The organism is Streptomyces sp. NPDC033270 (genome assembly GCF_055576575.1).
The window spans coordinates 156,944-178,471 of sequence record NZ_JBVIRA010000001.1; the positions used below are offsets into that span (position 1 = coordinate 156,944).

Below are 21,528 nucleotides of genomic sequence, written 5' to 3' on the forward strand. Positions count from 1 at the left end.
TGCGCGTAGACGCCGAGTGGCGGGCGTCGCAACAGGGCAGTCGGTCCCGCCACGGGTCCGACTCCCTCTCACGTTGAGCTAGGGCGGGCTGAACGGAGAGTGGTCGGTGGGCAGGTTCTGGGGCGCGGAGCCGGGCCTCTCTGGCGGCCTGTCAGCTCACCAGTTAATGCATATGAAGGCGGGGCCACGGCCTCACTCTCCAGCGCTGGACGTGGAGGTGGGTGCGACCTCGCTGTTGGCTCCGCCTGCGCGCCCCGTTCTCTCCTCCGTGATGACGCACGGGAGTTGAGCCCTGGTCCCGTAGCTCAGTGAGGTTTTCTCAATGAGCCGCCTGCAACGGGCATCCGGTGCCGACACGCTCCTCAAGGTCGGCTCTCAGGGCGGCGAGCTCGTCCATGCGCGCGTCGATGACTCGGATCTTCTCCTCGAGCAACGCAGACAGTGCTTCCGCGGTATCCGGCGTGTCGCGCAGTTCCTCGCCGTGCCGTGCGATCTCCGCCAGTGAGAATCCGAGCGTCTGCGCGGTGCGGATGTAGTGCAGCCAGGTCACTGTCTCGGGCGGGAAATCGCGATAGCCGTTGGTCAACCGTCGACCTGTGACGAGGCCGAGTTTCTCGTAGAACCGAATGGTGTCCTTCGTGATGCCCGCTTGTGCGGCCAGCTCTCCGATGCGCATGCCCCTCCCCCGGTCCACGGCTTGACCTTGGAGCGTACTCCACTGTTTAGCGTGAAGCGTAGCTGTCCAACACGACACCACCGTTGTGCGCTCGGCTGCCCAGCGCGTGACCCACCTGGTGGACCAGGCGGCTCACCTCGACGCGCACTGTCTGCCCGGCACCGATTTCACACCGCATACCTGGAAGGGGAACATGATGCGCGTCCATCACCTGAACTGCGGCACGATGCAGCCGGTCGGCGGCCGGCTCATCAACGGCAACCGACTGCCGTTCCAGTCGGCCCGGATGGTCTGCCACTGCCTGTTGATCGAGACCGACAAAGGTTTGGTGCTGGTGGACACCGGACTCGGCCTACGCGACATCGCCAACCCCAGGCAATCCCTGGGCCGCGAATTCCTGTTCCTCACCCGTCCGCGCCTGGACCTCGCCGAGACAGCGGTACGCCAGGTGACCGGGTTGGGATACGCAGTCGACGACGTCAGGCACATCGTCTTGACCCACCTCGACCTCGACCACGCCGGCGGGCTGCCCGACTTCCCCAAGGCAAAGGTTCACCTCCACGCGACCGAGCACCAAGCCGCGATGAAGGCCGCCACACGGGGTGAACGTTTTCGATACCGAGCCGGCCAATGGGCCCATGGGCCCGACTGGGTCACCTACAACCCCATCAGCGGAGACGACTGGTTCGGCTTCGAGGCTGTACGGCAACTCCAGGGAATCTCAGCCGACATCGCGCTGATACCGCTGCCTGGGCACACCCGCGGCCACACCGGTGTGGCGGTGCGCCGCCACGAGGAAGCGGGAAGCACAACCGGCCCCCACTGGCTGCTGCATGCCGGGGACGCCTACTTCTCCCATGGCGAGATCGACCCACTCGCTCCACGCTCCACGCCAGGGCTGGCCCTCTTCCAGACCCTGGTCCAAGTCGACGGCCCAGCCCGCCACCGCAACCAGGCCCGGCTGCGCGAGCTGGCCCAAGGCCATGGCAATCAGATCGAAATCTTCTCCGCCCATGATCCGGTCGAACTTGACCGCTACCGGCAAAACGAGCCGGGGACCGTTGCGCAAGAACACCACGATCGAGCCCGGTAGCTCAGTGAGGTTTTTCTCAGCGGTGATCACTCCCAGATTCCGTTGAGGACGAGGCCGCTCGGGCGATGTCGCCGATCCTGCTGGGGCTGAGCGTGACGTACTGCAGCGTGCGCCACCGCTGCTCGAGCTCGGCGGTGCGCTCGCCAAGGGCCCGGACGTGCCGCAACAGGGTATTGAACATCCGAGTGTCGACGTGAAGTGCCTGTTCGGACTTGCCCTTTGGGCGCCGGACGGGGATGCGAATGCCGATGCCGGCTCCGATGTAGCCCTTGTCCGCCAAGGTCGGCAGGCCGTCGGCGGCCGCCTTGTGCAGCGCGGGGAGGGCGTGGATGCGAGCAGCGGTGATGTCAGGGACGCTGCCGGGCTCGACGTCGGAGACCCATAGCGGTGTGCCGTCCGGGGCCGACAAGAACTGGATGTTGCCGCCGCATTCCTTGTGCTTCTGGCTGAACCACAGGTCGTTGCCGTTCTCGCGTACGCCCGCGAGGCGATCGCACTGGATCAGCGTTCCGTCGAGGATCACGTGCGTCATGCCTTCGCGCTGACATCAGGTCAGGACTCCATGCAAGTCCGGGGCTTGGTCGGCGAGGACGTCGATGCCTTCATGGAGGTAGCGATAGCCCGTGTCTTGGGAGACGCCAGCGTCGCGGGCCAGGCAGTGCACGCAGCTGCGCCCGCGGAACCAGCACAGCACCAGCACCGCCTGCCGGAACGGGCCCAGCGCCCGAGAGCCCTTCGGCGTCCCGATGGCCGCCGGCGGGTGGCCAGCAGCCGGGCGAGGAACTCGACGACGTGGCGCGGGACGTCGGGCGTGGCAACGTAGGTGACCAACGTGAAGCCTCTGGTGGTTACGGACATGATCTTGGCAGACCTGTCCTACCAGGGGCTTTACGTCTGCAGTCAAGGCCCGTGTCCGATCCATCCTGCCCCACCGATTTCGTCCCGCCTATAAGATCATTTCACTGAGAAAACCTCAGCGGCTAGAGCGTCCGATTGTTGATCGGAGGGGCGCCAGTTCGATTCCGGCCGGGGCCGCTTGCGGGTGCGGCTCTAGTGGGTGTTCATCCACCACGTGATCAGGACCCCTATCGCGGTGCCTACCGTGCCTGCGAAGAACCGAGCGGGCGCCTTGCCGGCGGTCATTCGAAAGTTGCCCATGCGGAACTCAAACCACGGTTGGGCAGGCGGAGTTGTGTCATTCACGGCATGACCCTTCTAGGCGTACCCCATGGCGGAGTGCGTCGCGTGACCAGGATCTTCCCCTGTGCGTATGGGAGTTGCAAACCTGCTGGTGGTAGCGCCGCCAAATCTTGGCGGCGGCAGACGTTGGCGACCTGACATGTCAGGTCGCCGGACTCTCCTCTTAAGAGGAGAGTTCGGTCGGGCTGTGCCTTACGTGAGTCAATGAGCGTACGGATGCCCCACGCAGCGGAACGCTCCGAGCGTGGTCACGTGCCGTCGAACGCCGTGCATCGGTCGGGGTTGTTGCGTACGCAGCTGCGTACGCAACTAGGTCCGTCTCGGCGATCGCAAGTGCGATCGCACGCGGTGGCTGAGACCTTGGCCCTCTTTCTGAGGGTGGTACCACCCTGGCTGAATGCTTGACACGTGGCGCCCAGTCGGCGAGGACGCCGTTCATCGATTGATTATCGCGCCCACGGGGCGACGATGGGCGTCCCGGCTCGACGGGGGCCACTCCCGCGTGTGCGGAGAGGATGGCTGGTGGTCCGGCAGGGAACCGAGAGGCATCTCAGGCAAACCCACGCGCCCGACCTTACGCCGAATGGTGGGCGCCTATGCTCGGGCCCGTGGAAAGCCGCTCCCTGCCTCCCACGGTGACCTTCTGTCAGGCAGGCAAGAAGGACGTTGAGAAGTCGCGCGCGCTCACGTTCAGCAAGAAGTTCTACCTGGGTGGCCGGCGAAGCGGCACTTCGTCTCCAGACAGAACATGTTCCGTCCCATCGACAGGTAAGGGAGTGGCACGTTGGGCTGGCATGGCAGCGACCGACGTTCTCGTCACCCAGGCGGGTGGCCCAAGGCGAGAGCGATCGTGCTGAAGCGGGACGGCTTCCAGGGCATGGCCATCCTGCGGGACACGGGAGCGCGGTGCACGGCGTCGACCACGAACGTGGACCACATCGTCCCCGGCGACGACCACGACCCGGCGAACCTTCAGTCCCTGTGCCGCTGGCATCACGCGCGGAAGTCCGGTGCGGAGCGCGCGGTGGACGGTTGCTTGTCCCGCCCCCCCCGTTAATGCATATGAAGGCGGGGTGCAGCTTCACTCTCCAGCGTTGGACGTGGAGGTGGATGCGACCTCGCTGTTGGCCCCTCCCGCGCACCCCGGTGTCTTCCGGGATGACGCACGGGAGTTGAGAGTTGATCCCTGGTCCCGTAGCTCAGTGGGAGAGCGCACGATTGTCGATCGGGTGGGCGCCGGTTCGATTCCGGCCGGGATCGAAAAAATCGGTGGGTCGCCCTGCCCGAATCGCGTCGGCGCCGTGTCAGGCAGGGCGTTCCCACTACTCGACCACGGACTCGTCGAAACTGATGGTCACTTGTTCAATGGCTGCATCGGCGTTGGTGGCGTTGAGGTCCGGCGCTTGCCAACTGCTGGCCCATGCGTTGGTGAGGTTGATTCGATGAACGACATTGTTTTCACCGTCCAGCATTGAGATAGAGACCGGCTGCCGAGCTTCATCAAGCTTCGTTTTTGACGTCTTGACCCAGTCCAGGAACGACTTGTCCACGTCCATGGCGCGCGACAGGGTGATGTCCTGTACTTGGTCGGCGCCCGGCTGTTTGCGGGTGATGGGCTGGCCGTCCGCCGTCACCTGCTTGGTCTCGATGACGTCAATGCCGTAAGAGAGGCCGGAGATGCTTTGGAACGTCGCCACCTGGAATTTTCCCAGTTCGACGGCGAAACGGTTGGCGGACAGTGAATCACCGATCATTGTTCCCATCACCCCTGGGGAGTTGAGTCGTGGCGTGTGGCGCGCCGGCGCTGAACACGGCGACTGGTTCGAGTTGCGCGGTGCCTGCCCAGATCGATGCAGGATACGCGCGGCGGCAATCGTATGGGTGGCCAATCCAATCCGGAGAAGAAGATGGCCTGGCACGACAGCAACCGACGCTCCCGACTCCCCAGAAACTGGTCGGTGTTGCGACTGTCTGTCCTGACGCGGGACGGCTTCCAATACGTGGCGATGCTGCGGGACGCGGGCGAGCGGTGCACGGCGCCGGCCACGGACGTGGACCACGTCGTCCCTGGCGACGATCACGACCCGGCGAACCTTCAGGCTCTGTGCCGTTGGCGTCACGCACGGAAGTCCAGTGCGGAGGGGGCTGCGGCCAGGGTGCGGCGTCCGTCGCGGAAGCGGCTGGAGGAGCCGCACCCTGGGGAACTCTCGATCCGTGCTCAGGGTTGCATCCGTGGATGCCACACCGAAGTTCGGCTGATCCAGCGTATCGGCCTAGAGGAGGCCCGCGTCGAGGTCCACGAGGTGGTCCCTGCCCCAGCCGTGCCCCCAGCCGTGCCCGTGCCCCCAGCCGTTGCAGTACCAGCCGCCGTGGTGGTGCCAGCAACGGTCCGCGGCGGTCTGCCGGGCCGTTTGGGTCTCGGAGGGCGACTGCGCCAAGGCCACTCCTGCAAGCGGGACAACGGCGAGGGCTGCCGACGCAACGGCAACGCCAATGAATTTGCGCATCTGCTTTCTCCAACTGCTCGAAAAACGGCCCGTCAGGCAACGGCATACCCGGACCAACGAATGGCTGAGTCAAGCTCAACTACCAAGTCAGCTCAGCCGAGTTGAGTCCTACGAGGACTTCCCATGGCTTCGTGTCGGTATGCGTGGTGTCACTCGTGTGGGGCTGCTGTGTTGCCTTCTCTGGCCCTGGGGGTGCCCCCTCCAGCCGTGCCGGAAGACCGAAGCGTGATGGCGGCTCTGCTTCTGTACGGGTTCCAAGGTCGCCAGGCCGTCCGCCTGCTAGCGACTCGTCCACCATGCGGCCCCCATGCCGCTGGCTGTGGTGACCAGCGTGACCAACCAGATGGGGATGCGCTGGATGGTCAAGTGGATCCCACCGCAGCGGAGTTCGAACTGTGGATGTTTCCCGTTGCTCTCAACTCGCTGATTCATAAAGGAAGTTAATCAGACTTACCTCCTGTGTCGTCATGAGCCGTATGCGTACAAAATCGCGGGTCACACTTTGACGCTCTGTACAGCGCAGTGCCCTCCGTGCAGGCCATGGGGGCATTCGGCAAAGCGGTCCACACTCCATTTTTTGGACGTGATCCATCAAGGCCGGGTGCCGCTCTCCTTCTGTATTGCAGCAGCGTGCCGTTCCAGTCCCAGACGATGTGTGCGCCTGCGATGGTGTCGTCGTTGGCCGCCCTCGATGACCACCGCATCGTCTACCGCGTCGGTGAACACGACTAGGGGTGTGCGACTAGTAGCGCTGCACTCTCGGCTCTGCTCAGTTGGAGGTGACACTGTGCCGGGCCCCGTCCCGAAGCGCAGTGACCAGCGCCGGAGGCGCACCCCAGAGCCTGAAGGACTCCGGCCAGGCGCAGTTCTACGAACAGTCGGACTGGCTCACGGCCGTGTACGTGGCGGAGGCCATGAGCCGGAACCTGGGTCAGTCCAAGTTCTCCGCCCAGCTCTTGCGGCGGCCCGCGAGACGCTTGACCCCGTCCGTACGTGGCCGGACATGGTGCCGGGCCCGACGCGGACTCTGGGCTGGGACGTGCTTCTGTGGACCTCCCGTACCTTCTCCAGCCGGACGGCCCCGAGGCCGGCCGACCCTGGCGGTTCACCCCGGAGCAAGTACGTATCCTGCTCCGCTGGTTCGAGATCAACGACGCCGGGGATTTCACCCGCCGACAAGGCGCCATCCGGCGCCTGAAGGGCCGGGGGACGCCCAGGGCAGTGCCGCACCCGGCCCCGTGGGTCCAGGTCTGCGCCGTGTCCAAGGACCAGAGCAGAAACACGATGCGTCTGTTCCCCGGGATGTTCTCGCCGGAGTACATCGCGGAATACGGCATCGACCCGGGCAAGGAGATCATCTATGCCCGCAGTGGAGTGGATCGTCTCCACCATCTACTCCGGCCACATGCCACGGAGCCGGTCCCAGCGCATGTTCCTCGACCAACTGGTGGCGGCAGAAGTTTAGTTGATGAGCCCGGAGGATTGGGGCGAGTGTGCGACGGCTGACCGGTTGGAGGATGGTGACGGCGACGCCATCACCATGGGATTCGGCGGTGGGCGAATCGACGACGCTACAGCCTTGGTGGCCGTGCGCGTGCGGGGTCGCCTGATCGTTCCCCTGGGCTTGTGGAGAAGCCCGACGGCCCGGCCGGGGATGGCTGGGAGGCGGACCGCCAGGCGGTGGACGACGCGGTCCGCAACGCCATGGGGCGGTACGACGTTCAGGCGTTCCACGCGGAGGAGGGGGTCTGGTCGTCCGCGTGGAGCGGCCCGGGCCCCCAACGTCCGTGCGTTGCTTACACAGTTGGGGGACTGAATGATTGACCCCGTCCGCCAGGCCATCCGGGGCAGTCCGGTCCGGGTCCGGACCGCGCTCGGCGCGCTCCTGGTCCTGGTGGGCCACTACGTCCGCGACGTGACGGCACCGGCCGATGAACTGGCAGGGCTCGGACGGAACATGTTCTGTCCGAACCCTTTTCTGGTAAGTAGCCCAGGCCGGGGCCACCGGCGATACGGTGATCCTGCCCGTCGAACAGGGGAGAACGACATGGCCAAGACGCCCAAGTACCGAGAGGTAGCCGAACAGATCCGGGAAGCCGTTCGGCAGGGCGCCCCGAGGGGCACGATGCCCAGCGCTCAGGAGCTGGCCAAGACCTACGAGGCGAACCACCAGACCGTCACCAAGGCCTTGGAGTACTTGGCCGGGGACGGGGTGCTGGTGAGGGACGGCGAAACCTGGAACGTGGCGGAGGGACTGTTCCCTGCCGACACCGAGAGGTCGGCCGGCGGTGACACGGCGGAGTCGGTGGAGGGCCCCGCAGGGAACGCCACGGGGAAGGATTTGGTCCAGCCTGACGCGCCGCGCGTCCTGGAGGGCCGTGTGGTCACCGAACACGTGGACCCCGACGCGCAACGAGCGCTGAACCGCGAAGAGGTGGCCCAGGCGTTCCAGGAGGGCAAGGAGCTGGGTCGTGCGTGGCTGGAGTCGGAGGGCCGTGCCACCGAGGCGAAGAAGGCCCTGGCGGCCAAGCTGATGGATATGCGGGAGCTGTTCCAGCACAACGGACACCCGGACTGGAGTGGGGACTCTCGGGAGTACCAGGCCGTTGCCTCGTTGCTGTACCAGGATCTGGGCGTGGAGCCTCCCCAGCGTCGGGCCGTCCTCCACCACCTGGAGGACCTGAAGCGCGAGCGCATCCCGCAAGCGCTGTGGGACAAGTTCGCCGTGTCCGCGCTCACGCGGGGGCAGCGCAACCAGTTGGGCAAGAAGGCGGGCCAGGCCGTTGAAGAGGTGGGCAGCACGTCCAAGGCCCTGGCGGGCCAGGCCGCCAAGGGCAAGGCGACCGGTCACCAGCTCGTGACGCTCGCCAAGCGCATTGACGCGGGCATGGCCGTGTTCTCCACGGCCTCCTTGCGAGTGATGACCCCGAAGCAGCGCACCGCGTTCCGAAATGAGGTGAAGGCGGCCCGGGACCAGGCGGACGCGCTCCTACGGGAGCTGGAGAGCCTGGACGAGTAACGCCACGATGCCCGCTCGACAGGACCCCGTTCCATCACGGAGCGGGGCCCTGTCGGATATCTGGGGCCGAAAAACCGCCTGGCCGATGACCCGGAGCTGGGACGTTTCCGGGTCATGACCGGCTCCTGGGAGTTCATTTCATAAAGTCCATCGAGGCCGTCTGGCGGGAGTTGGAGGCCGTCGGCGGCCCGGCTCTGTGCTCCCTCGCCCTGGAGCTGGAGGAGTTCACCACCAAGTCCGGCGTGGAAGTGAGCTATCGAAAGCCGGTGCGGAAGGTCCACGGTCGCGTCCCGGCCGACGACGTGCACGCGGTGCTCCGTCGCTCTCCCAGGCCATCGCGGACCCCGTCCCGTTCTGATCAATCACCGCTAGGCCGGCGGTGAGCACAGCGTGACCGGCGCCGCCCGGGTCGCTACCGGGTCGGCTTGGTATTGCGGCGACTCATTGCCTTGGCCTGCACCGCCACGCTTGTGGTGCAGGCCAGGGCGCGCAGCGCGCGATGTCAGGTGCGATCGTCCATCTCGTCCTGGATGTCGTCGAACGACCTCTGGCCCTGCTGCCTGGCCTCATCCGCGCGCTGGCGCAACCGGTCTTCCTCGCTCTGGCTGCGCTGCTTCGCCTCGTCCTGCTTGCCCTGCAACTTCTCCTTGGCCTGCTGAGCCTTGCTCTGCATTTCGTCCTTGATGCCCATCAGGGTCATTCCTCCGGGGTGAAGGGGCGGGGGTCCTGAATCACGGTGACACGGCCGGGCATGTCACGCATTTCGCTGTAGGGCTGATCGAGGGGGTGGCCAGTGCAACGGGCATCGTCCTACCCGTCCCAAGTACACGAGGTGACGGCATGGCCGAGCGCGGCCACATACACGAGTTCACCGGCCAGGAGATCCGCGAGGGAGACGTCCTGGTCTAGCGGCGCGTCGGGGTAACGGCGTGCGGATGGTGGAGGCGACCGGACCGTCCAGCGCACGTACACCGAGCAGTACAAGGGGCGCATCAGGTGCTCGGCCAGTACGTGGAGCACTGGAAGGACGCGGCCTATCCCTGGCGCGGCCCACACGACCCGGACGGCGTGACCCGGCCCGACCAGACCGGATCCAAGGACGTGGGGACCTCCACGCCCGCCCGTTCGTTCTGGAGTGCAAGGCAGAGAGCAGAGAAGAGCAGCCGCCTGGCTGACTATGTCCGTCGGGCCAACCGCGCGGCGGCGCACGCTGGTTAACCGTATGGCGTGGCCATGGTGAAGGCCCCGCGGCGCAGTGTCGGCGACGGGTACGCGGTCATGGACCACCTGTCCACGTTCGCCCAGGTGCTGGCCACGCTCCGTACGACGGGCACCCCTTCACCTCGTGGAACCCGCCCCGGAGCCCGAACCCGACGTGTCCGCTTTCGGGTCCTTTTCGCTGGTCAGGTTGTTGGTGCAGGACGTACCAGTGCCCCGTTGTCGCTCACCGAGGGGATTGTCCCGCGCCATGTGGAGGCTGTGTGAGACCAGCCTTGGCGCAGGCGGACGCGTATTTGGGGGTGCAGATCTGGTCGATCGTGTACAAGCGGTGCTTGACCACGGTCTCCTTGATGTTCTTGGCGGTCACCGGGATGGGGGTGAGCAGCACGGCCGGGATGTCGCGGGTGGTGGGGCTGTTGACGCGTCGGGGGGCGATGTCCTTGAGGCTCTTGCCGTGGGCCAGTGCGACGGCCATGGTGGCGGCGTTGTCGGCTTCGGGCCGGAAGGGCTTGAGGACGGTCATGATCTGTTCGCCCGCGAGGATCCGCTGCACCGCGTCGAGTTGGGCGTCCTGCCCGGTGATCGGGGGCAGCGGGGTGACCTTCGCGGCCTTGAGCGCGGCGATGATGCCGGTGGCGAGCATGTCGTTGGCGGAGTAGACGCCGTTGACGCGCCCGGGGCCGAGGGAGGCCAGGGCGGCGGTCATGTTGGCGTTCGCGGCCTCCTGACGCCAGCCGGCGGTGTCGTACGCCTTGCCGATCCGCACCTTGCCCCGCAGGACCTCCAGCGCGCCCTGCTTGAACCAGGCGGAGTTGGGGTCCGTCTCCGCGCCGTTCATCATCACGATCTGGCCGGTGCGGGCCTTGTCGCCGAGCGCCCGCAGCAGCGCCTGGGCCTGGAGCCGGCCGACCTGCGCGCCGTCGAAGGAGACATAGGACGAGATCGGCCCTTCGGCGAGCCGGTCGTAGGCGACCACGTGGACGCCGGCCCGGCGGGCCCGCTCGATGGGTGCGCGCAGCGACCGGGAGTCGACCGCGTCGAGGATCAGGACGTTGGCCCGCTTGGTGATCATCGCCGCCATCTGCGCCTGCTGGGTGGCGATGTCGTGATCGGCGCTGACGATGTCCACCTGGCACTCGGGGCACAGCTGGTGGATCTTCTTCGCCATCAGCGGCTTGTCGAAGTGGTAGAAGCGCCAGTTGTTGTCCGGGAGCAGCACGCCGATCCGCGGCGGTTCACCGGACGCCGGCCCGGACGGCCTGTCGACCTCACGGGCCTCGCCGCAGGCCACCGGCCCGGCCAGCAGGCACACTCCGGCCAGAACGACGACGGCCTTGCGCAGACGGGTGTTCACCTCAGGGCACCTCCTCACCTTCCGCCGCGCCGAGCCGGTCGTCCGTCTGCAGGCTGATCTCGCTCCACACCTGCTTGCCGCCGCTGAGCGGCACCGAGCCCCAGGACAGCGACATCGCCGAAACCAGGAGCAGTCCGCGGCCGCCGGTGGACTCCCAGTTCACGCTCACCGGCTTGACCGGCGCCCGCGGCGAGGTGTCGTTCACGGCGATCCGCAGCCGGTCGGCGGCCAGCGTCAGATCCAGCTGCACCTCGCCCTGGGTATGCGCGATGGCGTTGGTGACCAGCTCGGACACCACCAGCAGCGCCACGTCCAGCTCCTGGGTCACGCCCCACGAGCGCAGCGTGCGCCCGGTGAAGCGGCGGGCGTGCATGACGGCGTCGGGCAGCCGCCACACCGCCCAGCGGGCCCGGGTCGGGCGGACGCGCATCCCGTCGTAGCGGAGGACCAGCACCGCCACATCGTCGTCGCGCCGCTTCGAGCCGCCCAGCAGGTCGTCGGCGAGCCGCCCGGCATCGGCCGGATCGGCGGCACCGAGCACCTCCCGTACGCGGCGGATGCCGTCCTCCAGGGCGAGCGTGGAGGACTCGGCCAGCCCGTCCGTGAGCAGGACCACGACGGTGCCGGGAGCCAGCCCGACCTCCGTCAGCGGATACTCGGCTTCCTCGGCGACACCCAGCGGCGGCCCGCCCTCGACCGACATGGCCTCGGTGCTGCCGTCGGGGTACCGCAGCAGCGGCGGCAGATGCCCGGCCCGCACGAACCAGGCGATGCCCTCCTCCATGTCCAGGTCCACGTAGCAGCAGGTGGCGAAGAGGTCGGTCTCCATGCCGAGGAGCAGGCGGTTGGCATGGGAGATCACCACGTCGGGCGGATGTCCCTCGACCGCGTAGGCCCGGATGGCCGTGCGCATCTGGCCCATGATCGTCGCGGCCCCCGCGCTGTGCCCCTCCACGTCGCCGATGACCAGCGCCACATGGCTGTCGGAGAGCGGAATGACGTCGTACCAGTCGCCGCCCACCTCCAGCCCCATCGTGGCGGGCAGATAGCGGACCGCGGCCACCCCGCCGGCCAGCTCCGGCAGCTTGCGGGGCAGCAGACTGCGCTGCAGCATCGTGGCGAGCTCGTGCCCGGCGTCCAGCGCATGGGCGCGGACCAGGGCCTGCCCCACCAGACCCGCGGTCGCGGTCAGCAGGGAGCGCTCCTCCGGTCCGAAGCGGTGCTCCGTCTCCCACCCGAGCAGGCACACCCCCACGATCCGGCCCTCGGCCGGCAGCGGCAGCACGGCCAGGCCACCGGGGCCGATACCCGCCAGGCCCGGTTCGAGCGCCGCGCCCGGGGGCCACAGGGCGACATGTCCGCCGCGCAGCACGCCCTCCAGGGTGGGCAGCGAGTGGCACGAGGCGTCGGGCCACTCGGAGCGCCATTCGGACTGCCAGGACGCGGGCCAGGATTCGGCTTCCGGCGGGTCGAGGGCGGTGACCACCAGCCGGTCGGCCTCCAGCTCGGCGACCGCCATCCGGCTCGTGGCCAGCGGCGCACGCAGCGTCGCGATGACCGCTCGGCTGACGTCCCGTATGGTCGTCGCGCCGGCCAGTGCGGCCGACAGCCGCTGCACGATGGAGACCTCGTCGGCGCTGGGGCGCAGGTACGAGGCGTCGGCGACCACCCCCAGCATCCGCTCCGGCACCCCGTCGGCGCCGGTCAGCACCCGGCAGCGCAGCGTCAGCCAGCGCAGTTCGCCGTTGGGCCGGCGGATCCGGAACGACAGCTGCTGGCCGGCGACCGGCACCCCGCCGGGCTCCACGATCGACATCAGCGCCGGTACGTCGTCCGGCACGGTGCGCTCCAGGAGCGTCTCCACCCGCCGGTCGAACTCCGTGGGACCGATGCCGAACAGCTCCAGGACCTGGGTGTCCGCCTCGATCCGCCCGGTGTGCAGGACCAGCGTGAAGGCGCCGCCCCGAAGGGTGTCCAGCCCCGGGCCGAGCAGCGAACGCCGCTCCGTCCTGGCCAGCACCCGCGCCTCGATCGCCTCCAGACCCGCGGCCACCTGGTCGGCGTGCAGCTCCAGCAGGTGGCGGCGGTCGGCGTCGAAGGCGTCCGCCGCCTGGTCGACGACGACCAGGCAGCCCAGCCGTCTGGCGTCCCCGCCCAGCGGCAGCACCCCGAGCGAGACGGTGGCGGGCAGGGGCCCGGTGCCGTTGCCCGGCTCCGCGTCGGCGCCGCCCGCGGAGCCGGGTACGCCGTGCTCGGTGAGCTCCGCCGGGCTCAGCCACTGGGGGAGGCCGGTGCGGAAGGCCGCCGCGACCGGGGAGTCGCCGGACAGGGGGTAGCTCGTCGGCAGTGTGTAGGGGACACCGGAGCCACCGACCATCTCGGCCAGCTGAAGATCGCCGTCCCCTTCGGCCGGCACATAGACGGCGGTCAGCTCGGCCCCGGAAGACCCAAGGACGCGCGCGGTCACTGCTTGTACCGCCTCCGTACACGGGAAGCCGTCGTCGTAAGCCACGGTCGCCGTATCCGCCCTCGGGGCCAGGGCGTCGACCCCGCCACCGCCTCATCGGATATGTCGTAATTTACCCTCTTCACCCCATGGTGCGGCATTCAAGCACGGGGGAGCCAGTCGGCGAGAAGCGGGCCCACTCGCCCTTCGTCAGCCGGGGAGCAGCACCGCCGCCCCGTGAACCCGGTCGGCGGCCAGGTCGGCGAGCGCCTCGGGGGCGCGGCTCAAGGGGTAGGGGCTGACGGTGACCTGGAGGCCTATCCGGGCGGCGGCCCGGAGGAACTCGCGGCCGTCCTCGCGGGTGTTGGAGGTCACGCTGCACAGGCTCCGCTCGTAGAACAGATGCCGCTCGTAGGTGAGTGTGGGGACATCCGTGAGATGGATCCCGGCGATGGCCAGGGTGCCCGACCGGTCCAGCGCCTCGAGAGCCACCGGCACCAGATCGCCGACCGGCGCGAAGAGGATCGCGGAGTCCAGCGGCTCGGGCGGGCGCTCGTAGGCGCCGGCGGCCGAGGACGCGCCCAGGGCGACGGCGAGTTCCCGGGCCTGCGCCGACCGGGTCAGCACATGGACCCTCGCCCCCTCGGACAGCGCGACCTGCGCGGCCAGATGCGCCGAGGCGCCGAACCCGTAGACGCCCAGCCGCCCGCCCGGCGGCAGCGCACTGCGGCGCAGCGCCCGGTAGCCGATGATCCCGGCGCACAGCAGCGGCGCCAGCTCCGTGGCGCTGTGGTCGTCGGGCAGCGGATAGGCGTAGTCGGCGGGGACGAGGGCGGCCTCGGCGAAGCCGCCGTCGGCGTCCCAGCCGGTGTAGCGGGAGGCCGGGCAGAGGTTCTCCCGGCCGGCGCGGCAGTACCGGCAGTCGCCGCAGGTACCGCGCAGCCAGGCGCCGCCGGCCCGGTCGCCGACGCGGAAGCCGGTGACCGTGTCGCCGACGGCGACCACCCGCCCGACGATCTCGTGGCCGGGTACCGTCGCCGGGCGGCGCGGGGTCAGATCGCCCTCCGCGAGATGCAGATCCGTACGGCACACCCCGCAGGCCTCCACCCCCAGCAGCAGGTCGCCGGGGCCGGGCACGGGTACGGGGCGTCGGACGCAGGCCAGCGGACCGGAGGAGATCGGGCCGGGCCGCCGTACGGCCCAGCCGGAGACGGTGTCGGCGCCGACGGCCGCCGCGGTGTCCCCGGCCGACCTGTGATCAGCCGCGTGGCCGGCCATGTACCCAGGATCGCCGCTGCCCTGGAGGCGGACAAGCGGCGGCGGGTGCCGCTCAGGTCAGGAGTCGGAGGCCCTGCGGCCGCTGGGGGAGCCGGGGCGGCCCTTCTGCACGATCGAGGTGAGCGCGGACAGTTTCCGCAGCAGCGCCGGGCGGGGGCGCTCGGGCGTGGACGCGGCCGCGGGGACGGCGTCGGACGCGGCGGGCGGCGATCCGCCCGCCGACCGGGCCGGCGGGGGTTCCGGGTTGCCCGGGTTCTGTGCCCGGTCCCGGTCGGTGTGCGTGCCCCGGTCCGGGTCGGTGTGCGTGGTCGGCGTGGGGGGCTTCGTCTTGGGCGCGGTGCGTGCGGCCTCGGCACGTACGAGCGCGCCAAGGGCGGCGAAGATGTCGATGGGCATGCCGAATCTCCTGCGGTGCGAGAGTCCTGGGAGCTGACGACGGCAGGCCGCGATCGCCCCGTCGGCCCCGTTGCGGGGTGGGGCGGGCGTGCGGCCGGGGTCGGCTCAGCAGCGCAGGACGGTCACCCGCGTCGGAGCGGCGGCAGCGGCGGCCGTGGTGACGGCCCAGGACGAGGCGTCGCTCGGTGCGCAGACGCTCTCCGCCACGGCGGACTCCCGGATCGCCTTGCCGCCGGGCCCGTTCGGGACGGGGTGGCGCAGATGGCAGACCGAGGCCTCGCACATACGCCGGAATCCGCTGCCCGGATGCTTGTCGACGGCTCCGTGCGACGCCAGCAGCGGCGCCGGGGCGACACAGGACCGCTCGGCCGGACCGGGCGCGGCAAGAGCGCCGGCGCGGGCGAGGCAGCGGCCGGCCTCGGCGGCCTGCGCCTCGGAGGAGTCGGCGGTGAGCGCGGTGTGCACCAGCGCCAGCAGTACGAGGAGCAGCAGCACGCGCCAGCCGCCAGTCGCCGCGGAGCGGCCGGTGCTGACGGTGTCGCGCATGCGGGTCTCCCAACGCTCTTCCAGGATGGGGTTCCCTGGAAGGCGTCGGGGCACTCGGGAGAGAACGGAAAGAGGCCGTAATTCCACCCGATGTGGCTAAGAATTGGGCGTATACGCCTTAAATCGGATAAGTCTCCGTCAGTTCGTGGCGGTGGCACGGCCGAAGTAGTGCGAGAACCGCTCCAGCGGATCGCCGTCCGAGCTCCACGGCCAGGGCGTCCCCACGCCCCCGGTGGCGCGCAGCGCGGATGCCGCGTCGGCGATCCGGACGGACTTGATCAGCGCATAGGCCAGCAGGTTCAGATCGGCCAGCGCCGCCGCGTGGTGCAGGAACCCCGGGCGCGGCCAGTAGTGCGCGGCCTGGTCGAGCGCCCGGGTGGCGTCGGGACGGCGCCAGATCTCGCCGGCGCCGAGGGCCGTCAGGCCGCCGGGGGCGACCGACCGCAGATGCGTACGGACCAGCGCGGTGAGCTCCAGACCGGCGGCGGGGGCGTCGGGCGGCATGACGGAGCGGACGCCGTCGAGCAGGTCCAGCACCAGGGCGCTGGAGCCGCACTCGTCCGGCGAGAGGTAGCCCAGGGCCTGGAGGTGGGCCTCCCGGTTCCAGGGGTCGCGCGCCTTGATCTCGCGCCAGATCGCCGACATCTCGCGGGAGGGGCGCCGCTCCAGGCGGAGCGTGGCCAGGTGCAGGGTCCAGGGAGTGGGGTCGGCGGGGAGCAGCTCGGCTGCCAGCAGCAGCGTCTCGCGGACCTCGTCCAGACCGGCGGCGGAGCCCTGCTGCTGGGCCTGGAGCAGCTCCGACCAGGCGTGCAGCAGCAAAGCGCCCTGGTGGTGCGGATTGTGCTGCCGCCAGATGCCGGGCAGCGCCCGCCCCGCGGCACCGGCCAGCACCCGCAGGCGGTGGGCCTTGCGGTCCCAGTCCTCGCCGGCGTCGTCGAGCACGCCCGCCATCATGGCCATGACGGCGGTGTCGAGTGAGCCGCGGGACCAGCAGGTCTCGACGCGCCGACGGACCTTGCCCAGCGCGAGGTCGTCGAGTTCGGGGACCAGATGGGGACGGCTGCCTTTGCGGCGTCTGAAGGCGGGCATGTCCGCGGTGGCCCTTCCGGGGTGGTTGTCGTGGGTGGAGGTAGGGGCGCGACGGCCCGCGAAGGGCGGCGGCGTGCCTGGCACGCCGCCGCCCGTAAGAGGCGTCTCGTCCGGTCAGCGGGAGGTCACGGACGCCCGCTCGGTGTTGCGGCCGAGCCGGTCGCGGAGCAGGGAGATCGCGACCACCACCACGGCCAGCAGCACCGACAGCAGCACCTGGATGCGGCCGCCGCCCGGGCTGTCGTCCGTGAGCATGTAGACCAGCACGAAGGAGATCATCGCGATGGTCGCCCAGGTCAGGTAGGGGAAGAGCCACATGCGGACGACCAGCTTGTCCGGGTTCTCGCGCAGGATGATGCCGCGCATCCGCAGCTGGGAGAAGCAGATGACCAGCCACACGAAGAGCGCGACCGCACCCGACGAGTTCAGCAGGAACTGGAAGACCGTGTCCGGCCACAGGTAGTTGAAGCCGACCGCGACGAAGCCGAAGACGACGGAGACCAGGATCGCGGCCTGGGGGACGCCCCGGGTGTTGGTCCGGGCGAAGCTCTTCGGGGCGTCGCCGCGCTGTCCGAGCGAGAACGCCATCCGGGAGGCGGTGTAGAGGCCGGAGTTGAGGCAGGAGAGCACCGCGGTCAGCACGATGACGTTCATGAACTGGCCGGCGTGCGGGATGCCGATGGAGTCCAGGGCCGCGACGTAGGAGCCCTTCTTGGTGATCGAGGGGTCGTTCCAGGGCAGCAGGGAGACCACGACCAGGATCGAGCCGAGGTAGAAGACGCCGACCCGCCAGATGACGCTCTTGGTGGCCTTGGTGACCGCGCGCTGCGGGTCCTCGGACTCACCGGCGGCGAGGGTGACGATCTCGCTGCCCATGAAGGAGAAGACGACCATCAGGACGCCGGTGAGGATCGCGCTGGGCCCGTTCGGCAGGAAGCCGCCGTGCGCGGTGAGGTTCGCGAAGCCGGAGGCGGGGTTGTCGGAGCCCGGCAGGAGGCCGAACATCGCCAGGCCACCGAGGGCGATGAACGCGACGATGGCGACGACCTTGATGCCTGCGAACCAGAACTCGAACTCACCGAACGAGGCCACCGAGGCCAGGTTGGTGGCGGTGAGCACGACCATCACGATCAGCGCCCAGGCCCACTGCGGGACGGCCGGGACCCAGCTGGTGAGGATCGCCGCGCCGGCGGTCGCCTCCACGGCGAGCACCACGACCCAGAAGAACCAGTACAGCCAGCCGATGGAGAAGCCCGCCCAGCGGCCCAGCGCCCGGTCCGCGTAGGCGGAGAACGAGCCGGAGGTCGGGTTGGCGGCCGCCATCTCGCCGAGCATCCGCATCACGAAGACGACCAGCGCGCCGACCAGGGCGTACGACAGCAGAATGCCGGGGCCGGCCGCGGTGATGCCGGAGGCGGATCCCACGAAGAGACCGGCGCCGATGACCCCACCGACGGCGATCATGGACAGATGGCGGTTCTTGAGGCCGGAGTGCAGTCCTGATTGCCGCGGAGCCTCACCGTTGCCCGGGGGAGCGGGCGGAGCGGCCACGTGGCTGGGAGGAGGTGTAGTCATCTCGACATCCGTTGAGGGTTGGAGGGGTCATGCACGGGGTGCCTGCTGGGATCGCCTCGGTGTGGACGCACGAAAGGGCCGGGTGCTGGCAGGTGGCGATCAAGGCCCTGACGGATTCGAAAGCGGCGGCACGGGGCCGCGGTCTTCGGATGCCCGCGCGGGTGGGGGAGCGCTGGTCGCGCCTCCGCGCTGTTGCCCGGCCTCCTTATGAGAGGTGAGCCGCATCACGTCCGGATATGGATTTGCGTCAGCGTATGTGGCGGTGTGCGGCGGCGTATTTGTGAGGCTCGACAAATTCGTCCCCGATGGCTGTGCGAGCGGCCAATGCGCAGTGCCCGTTGTGTGGACTCGCGACCTGGTGCGGGCCGCTGATCCGGCCGGACCACAGCGCCCGCGAGGCCTTGGCCGACCGGACAGACGCCTCCGACGGCCCGCGCCCTGGGGCGAGTTGGGCCCACACCACCAGTGCTGTGCGACCACAGCGGGACGGGGGACGGAAGGCCCGGTGAACGGGACGCGGAATCCGACGCGATCGTGGTGATCGGGGCCACGACGCCGGCGGACCGGGCCTGTGCCTCACCGCGGGAGGCCGGCCGGCATGCTCTGCTCGGTCCAGATGACCTTGCCGGTCGGGGTGTAGCGGGTGCCCCAGCGCCCGGCGAGCTGCGCGATGATGAACAGCCCGCGCCCGCCCTCGTCGGTGGTCCGGGCGTGGCGCAGATGCGGTGCCGTGCTGCCGGCGTCGAAGACCTCGCAGATCAGGACGTCCTGCCGGATGAGCCGCAGGGTGATCGGCCCGGTGCCGTGCCGGATGGCGTTGGTGACCAGCTCGCTGACGATCAGCTCGGTGGTGAACTCCAGCTCCTCCAGGCCCCACCCCGACAGCTGCCGGCCGGCCAGCGACCGCGCCCTGCCGACCTCGGCCGGATCGGTGGCCAGATCCCAGGACGCGACCTGGTGCCCGCCCAGCGCGCGGGTCCGGGCCAGGAGCAGCGCGGCGTCGTCGGACGGGGGTCCGGTCAGCAGCGCCTCGACCACCGTCCGGCCGATCTCCGCCAGCGCCGGTCCGGACGAGGTGAGCGCGGTGCTCAGCCGGTCCATCCCGACGCCGATGTCCGGGTCGCAGGCCTCGATGAGCCCGTTGGTGAAGAGGGCGATCAGACTGCCCTCGGCCAGCTCCAGCTCCCTGGACTCGAAGGGCAGCGTCCCCAGGCCGAGCGGGGGCCCGGCGGGCAGGTCGGGGAGGTCGACGGCGCCGTCGGGCGCCACGATCGCGGGCGGGATGTGCCCGGCACGCGCCATGCCGCACCGCCTGCTGACCGGGTCGTACACGGCGTACAGACAGGTCGCCCCCATGAAGGTCGCGGCCACGTTCGCGTTCTCGGTGTCCGCCGCCGGGTCGGCGCCGTGCGTCTTGGCCAGCCCGATGACCAGGTCGTCCAGCCGGGCCAGCAGCTCGTCGGGCGGCAGGTCCAAATTGGCCAGCGTGCGGACGGCGGTGCGCAGCCGGCCCATCGTCGCCGCGGCGTTGATGCCGTGCCCGACCACGTCCCCGACGACCAGGGCGACCCGGGCCCCGGACAGCAAGATCACATCGAACCAGTCACCGCCCACCCCGCTCGGCGCGTCCGCCGGGAAGTACCACGACGCCACCTCCAGCGCGGAGCCTCCGGACAGCTCGTGCGGCAGCAGGTTCTGCTGCATCACCCGGGCCGCGGTGCGTTCGCGGGTGAAACGCCGCGCGTTGTCGACGCAGACCGCGGCCCGGGCCACCAGCTCCTCGGCGAGCCGTACGTCGTCGGGCACGAAAGGGCCCAGGCGCCGGGTGCGGAAGAAGGTGGCGGCGCCCAGTGTGACGCCGCGGGCCTGCACCGGCGCCACCATCACCGAGCGGAACCCGAACCTGCGGATCGCCGCGGCCCGCGCCGGGTCCTCGGTGACCCAGGCGCTGTGGACGAAGTCCAGCTCCGGTTCCACCAGGGGCTCGCCCGCGAGCAGACAGCGGGCGATCGGTGAGGAGGGGGAGCGCTGGACGGCTTCGCCGACGGCCAGGCCCGCTTCCGGGCAGCCCTCGTTGACCGACTGCTGCCCGGAGCGGCGCATGGTGGGAACGTCGTCGACCGGCCCGGGATGCGGCTCCTCCCCATGGAGGACGGAGTCCAGCAGATCGACGGCGACGAAGTCGGCGAGCGCCGGCACCGCGACATCGGCCAGCTCCTGTGCGGTCCGGGTGACGTCCAGCGTGCTGCCGATCCGGACGCTGGCGTCGTTCAGCAGCGCGAGCCGGTCCTGCGCCCGCCAGCGCTCGGTGACGTCGATGACCATGTACCAGATGCCGATGCGCCCGCCCCGGGGGTCCGCCAGCCCGAAGAAGGACGCCGAGTAGGCGCGCTCCTGGGTGGGGTCGGCGTAGGTGGGGCTGCGGAACTCGTAGTCCATCTCCGGTGAGCCGGTGGCCAGGACCCGCCGCATCCGCTCCTCGAACGCCTCCGCCTCCAGCCTCGGCAGCACCTGGTCCACCGTTCTCCCCAGCCGGCGCTCCAGGGGGATCAGGCGCTCCAGTACCTCGTTCACCCAGACGTAGCGCAGTTCGTTGTCCAGTACGGCCATGCCGACCGGCGCATGCGCCAGGAACGGTTCGAGCATCAGCTGATTCACCCCGCCGCCCGGCAGCCGCCACTCCTCCAGGGCGAGGACCGACCACCGCTCGCGGTCGCCCCCGTCGAGCACGGGGGTGACCTGCACCGCCAGCTGCAGCTCCCGGCCGTCCCGGTGGCGCACCGCCACGGAGCCGCCCCAGCCGTCCCCTGCCCGGCACCAGCGGACCACGGCGGCCACCCGCTCCTCGTCGCCGGGGAACGCCAGCAGGCGCGTCGCCGGGTGGTTCAGGACCTCCGCGGCCGGGTAGCCGAGCAGCCGCTCCGCCGCCCGGGTCCAGGAGACGACCCGACCCCGCGCGTCCAGCTCGGCGGTGGCTGCCTTCGCGATGGCACACGCCCGGCCGGACCCGCCCGGCAGCGCATTCTCCGAGGTCATGATCGCCAGCCCGTCAGCTCAATGGGGCATATCGCTCAGTTTAGGAGAATCTCGGACTAGGGCCTGTCCGATGGGTCAGGGTCGGAAAGTCC

15 protein-coding genes, 2 tRNA genes and 1 pseudogene are annotated in these 21,528 nt (G+C 69.6%); 5 read left to right on the forward strand and 13 right to left on the reverse strand.

Translation table 11 applies throughout. From position 1 onward, the window contains the following. Positions 1 to 319: 319 nt before the first annotated feature. A complete protein-coding gene (locus tag ACZ5XZ_RS00710) occupies positions 320 to 676 on the reverse strand; it encodes a MerR family transcriptional regulator (protein WP_468973042.1) in 357 nt (118 codons plus the stop codon). Between the two features lie 106 nt (positions 677 to 782). On the opposite strand from ACZ5XZ_RS00710, the gene ACZ5XZ_RS00715 reads away from it, so the two are divergent. Beyond that, a complete protein-coding gene (locus ACZ5XZ_RS00715) occupies positions 783 to 1,769 on the forward strand; it encodes an MBL fold metallo-hydrolase (protein ID WP_468973045.1) in 987 nt (328 codons plus the stop codon). A 16-nt stretch (positions 1,770 to 1,785) separates the two neighbouring features. Here the strand turns inward: ACZ5XZ_RS00715 and ACZ5XZ_RS00720 are convergent. Next, positions 1,786 to 2,600: pseudogene (locus tag ACZ5XZ_RS00720) on the reverse strand (transposase family protein). A gap of 139 nt (positions 2,601 to 2,739) precedes the next feature. Between ACZ5XZ_RS00720 and ACZ5XZ_RS00725 the strand changes: the two are divergent. Together ACZ5XZ_RS00725 and ACZ5XZ_RS00730 are read left to right on the forward strand one after the other, a co-directional pair. Then, positions 2,740 to 2,801: transfer RNA gene (locus tag ACZ5XZ_RS00725), tRNA-Asn, on the forward strand. A gap of 1,356 nt (positions 2,802 to 4,157) precedes the next feature. Next, positions 4,158 to 4,229 (forward strand) — tRNA-Asp (locus ACZ5XZ_RS00730). Positions 4,230 to 4,291: 62 nt separating this feature from the next. On the opposite strand, the gene ACZ5XZ_RS00735 is transcribed toward ACZ5XZ_RS00730, so the two are convergent. Continuing rightward, positions 4,292 to 5,089: a phage tail protein gene (locus ACZ5XZ_RS00735; protein WP_468973048.1), complete on the reverse strand. Its 798-nt coding sequence runs from the start codon at positions 5,087 to 5,089 to the stop codon at positions 4,292 to 4,294. 153 nt (positions 5,090 to 5,242) lie between these two features. Next, the gene (locus tag ACZ5XZ_RS00740) at positions 5,243 to 5,407 is read right to left on the reverse strand and encodes a hypothetical protein (RefSeq protein WP_468973051.1); all 165 of its coding nucleotides are present in this window, start codon (positions 5,405 to 5,407) and stop codon (positions 5,243 to 5,245) included. Positions 5,408 to 7,523: 2,116 nt separating this feature from the next. Between ACZ5XZ_RS00740 and ACZ5XZ_RS00745 the strand changes: the two genes are divergently transcribed. After that, positions 7,524 to 8,495 (forward strand): GntR family transcriptional regulator, encoded by a 972-nt coding sequence (locus ACZ5XZ_RS00745; protein ID WP_468973054.1) that lies wholly within the window; start codon positions 7,524 to 7,526, stop codon positions 8,493 to 8,495. A gap of 502 nt (positions 8,496 to 8,997) precedes the next feature. Here the strand turns inward: ACZ5XZ_RS00745 and ACZ5XZ_RS00750 are convergent. Then, the gene (locus ACZ5XZ_RS00750; RefSeq protein WP_468973057.1) at positions 8,998 to 9,186 is read right to left on the reverse strand and encodes a hypothetical protein; all 189 of its coding nucleotides are present in this window, start codon (positions 9,184 to 9,186) and stop codon (positions 8,998 to 9,000) included. Between the two features lie 95 nt (positions 9,187 to 9,281). Between ACZ5XZ_RS00750 and ACZ5XZ_RS00755 the strand changes: the two genes are divergently transcribed. Further along, positions 9,282 to 9,404: a hypothetical protein gene (locus ACZ5XZ_RS00755; RefSeq protein ID WP_468973060.1), complete on the forward strand. Its 123-nt coding sequence runs from the start codon at positions 9,282 to 9,284 to the stop codon at positions 9,402 to 9,404. Positions 9,405 to 9,939: 535 nt separating this feature from the next. Here the strand turns inward: ACZ5XZ_RS00755 and ACZ5XZ_RS00760 are convergent. The 8 genes from ACZ5XZ_RS00760 to ACZ5XZ_RS00795 form a co-directional block, all read right to left on the reverse strand. Then, positions 9,940 to 11,070 (reverse strand): sugar ABC transporter substrate-binding protein, encoded by a 1,131-nt coding sequence (locus tag ACZ5XZ_RS00760; protein WP_468973063.1) that lies wholly within the window; start codon positions 11,068 to 11,070, stop codon positions 9,940 to 9,942. A 1-nt stretch (position 11,071) separates the two neighbouring features. Continuing rightward, on the reverse strand, positions 11,072 to 13,537 hold the full coding sequence (locus tag ACZ5XZ_RS00765) for a SpoIIE family protein phosphatase (protein ID WP_468974131.1): 2,466 nt from the start codon (positions 13,535 to 13,537) through the stop codon (positions 11,072 to 11,074). Between the two features lie 189 nt (positions 13,538 to 13,726). Continuing rightward, positions 13,727 to 14,794: a zinc-dependent alcohol dehydrogenase family protein gene (locus ACZ5XZ_RS00770; protein ID WP_468973066.1), complete on the reverse strand. Its 1,068-nt coding sequence runs from the start codon at positions 14,792 to 14,794 to the stop codon at positions 13,727 to 13,729. A gap of 57 nt (positions 14,795 to 14,851) precedes the next feature. Beyond that, positions 14,852 to 15,190 carry a hypothetical protein gene (locus ACZ5XZ_RS00775; protein ID WP_468973069.1) on the reverse strand — a complete coding sequence of 113 codons (339 nt, stop codon included), beginning with the start codon at positions 15,188 to 15,190 and terminating at the stop codon, positions 14,852 to 14,854. Positions 15,191 to 15,295: 105 nt separating this feature from the next. Beyond that, complete coding sequence (locus ACZ5XZ_RS00780) at positions 15,296 to 15,736, reverse strand: hypothetical protein (RefSeq protein ID WP_468973071.1); 441 nt, start codon at positions 15,734 to 15,736, stop codon at positions 15,296 to 15,298. Positions 15,737 to 15,874: 138 nt separating this feature from the next. Further along, the gene (locus ACZ5XZ_RS00785; protein WP_468973074.1) at positions 15,875 to 16,825 is read right to left on the reverse strand and encodes a hypothetical protein; all 951 of its coding nucleotides are present in this window, start codon (positions 16,823 to 16,825) and stop codon (positions 15,875 to 15,877) included. A 114-nt stretch (positions 16,826 to 16,939) separates the two neighbouring features. Continuing rightward, on the reverse strand, positions 16,940 to 18,400 hold the full coding sequence (locus tag ACZ5XZ_RS00790) for an amino acid permease (RefSeq protein WP_468973076.1): 1,461 nt from the start codon (positions 18,398 to 18,400) through the stop codon (positions 16,940 to 16,942). A gap of 576 nt (positions 18,401 to 18,976) precedes the next feature. Continuing rightward, on the reverse strand, positions 18,977 to 21,436 hold the full coding sequence (locus tag ACZ5XZ_RS00795; RefSeq protein ID WP_468973079.1) for a SpoIIE family protein phosphatase: 2,460 nt from the start codon (positions 21,434 to 21,436) through the stop codon (positions 18,977 to 18,979). Positions 21,437 to 21,528 lie beyond the last annotated feature (92 nt).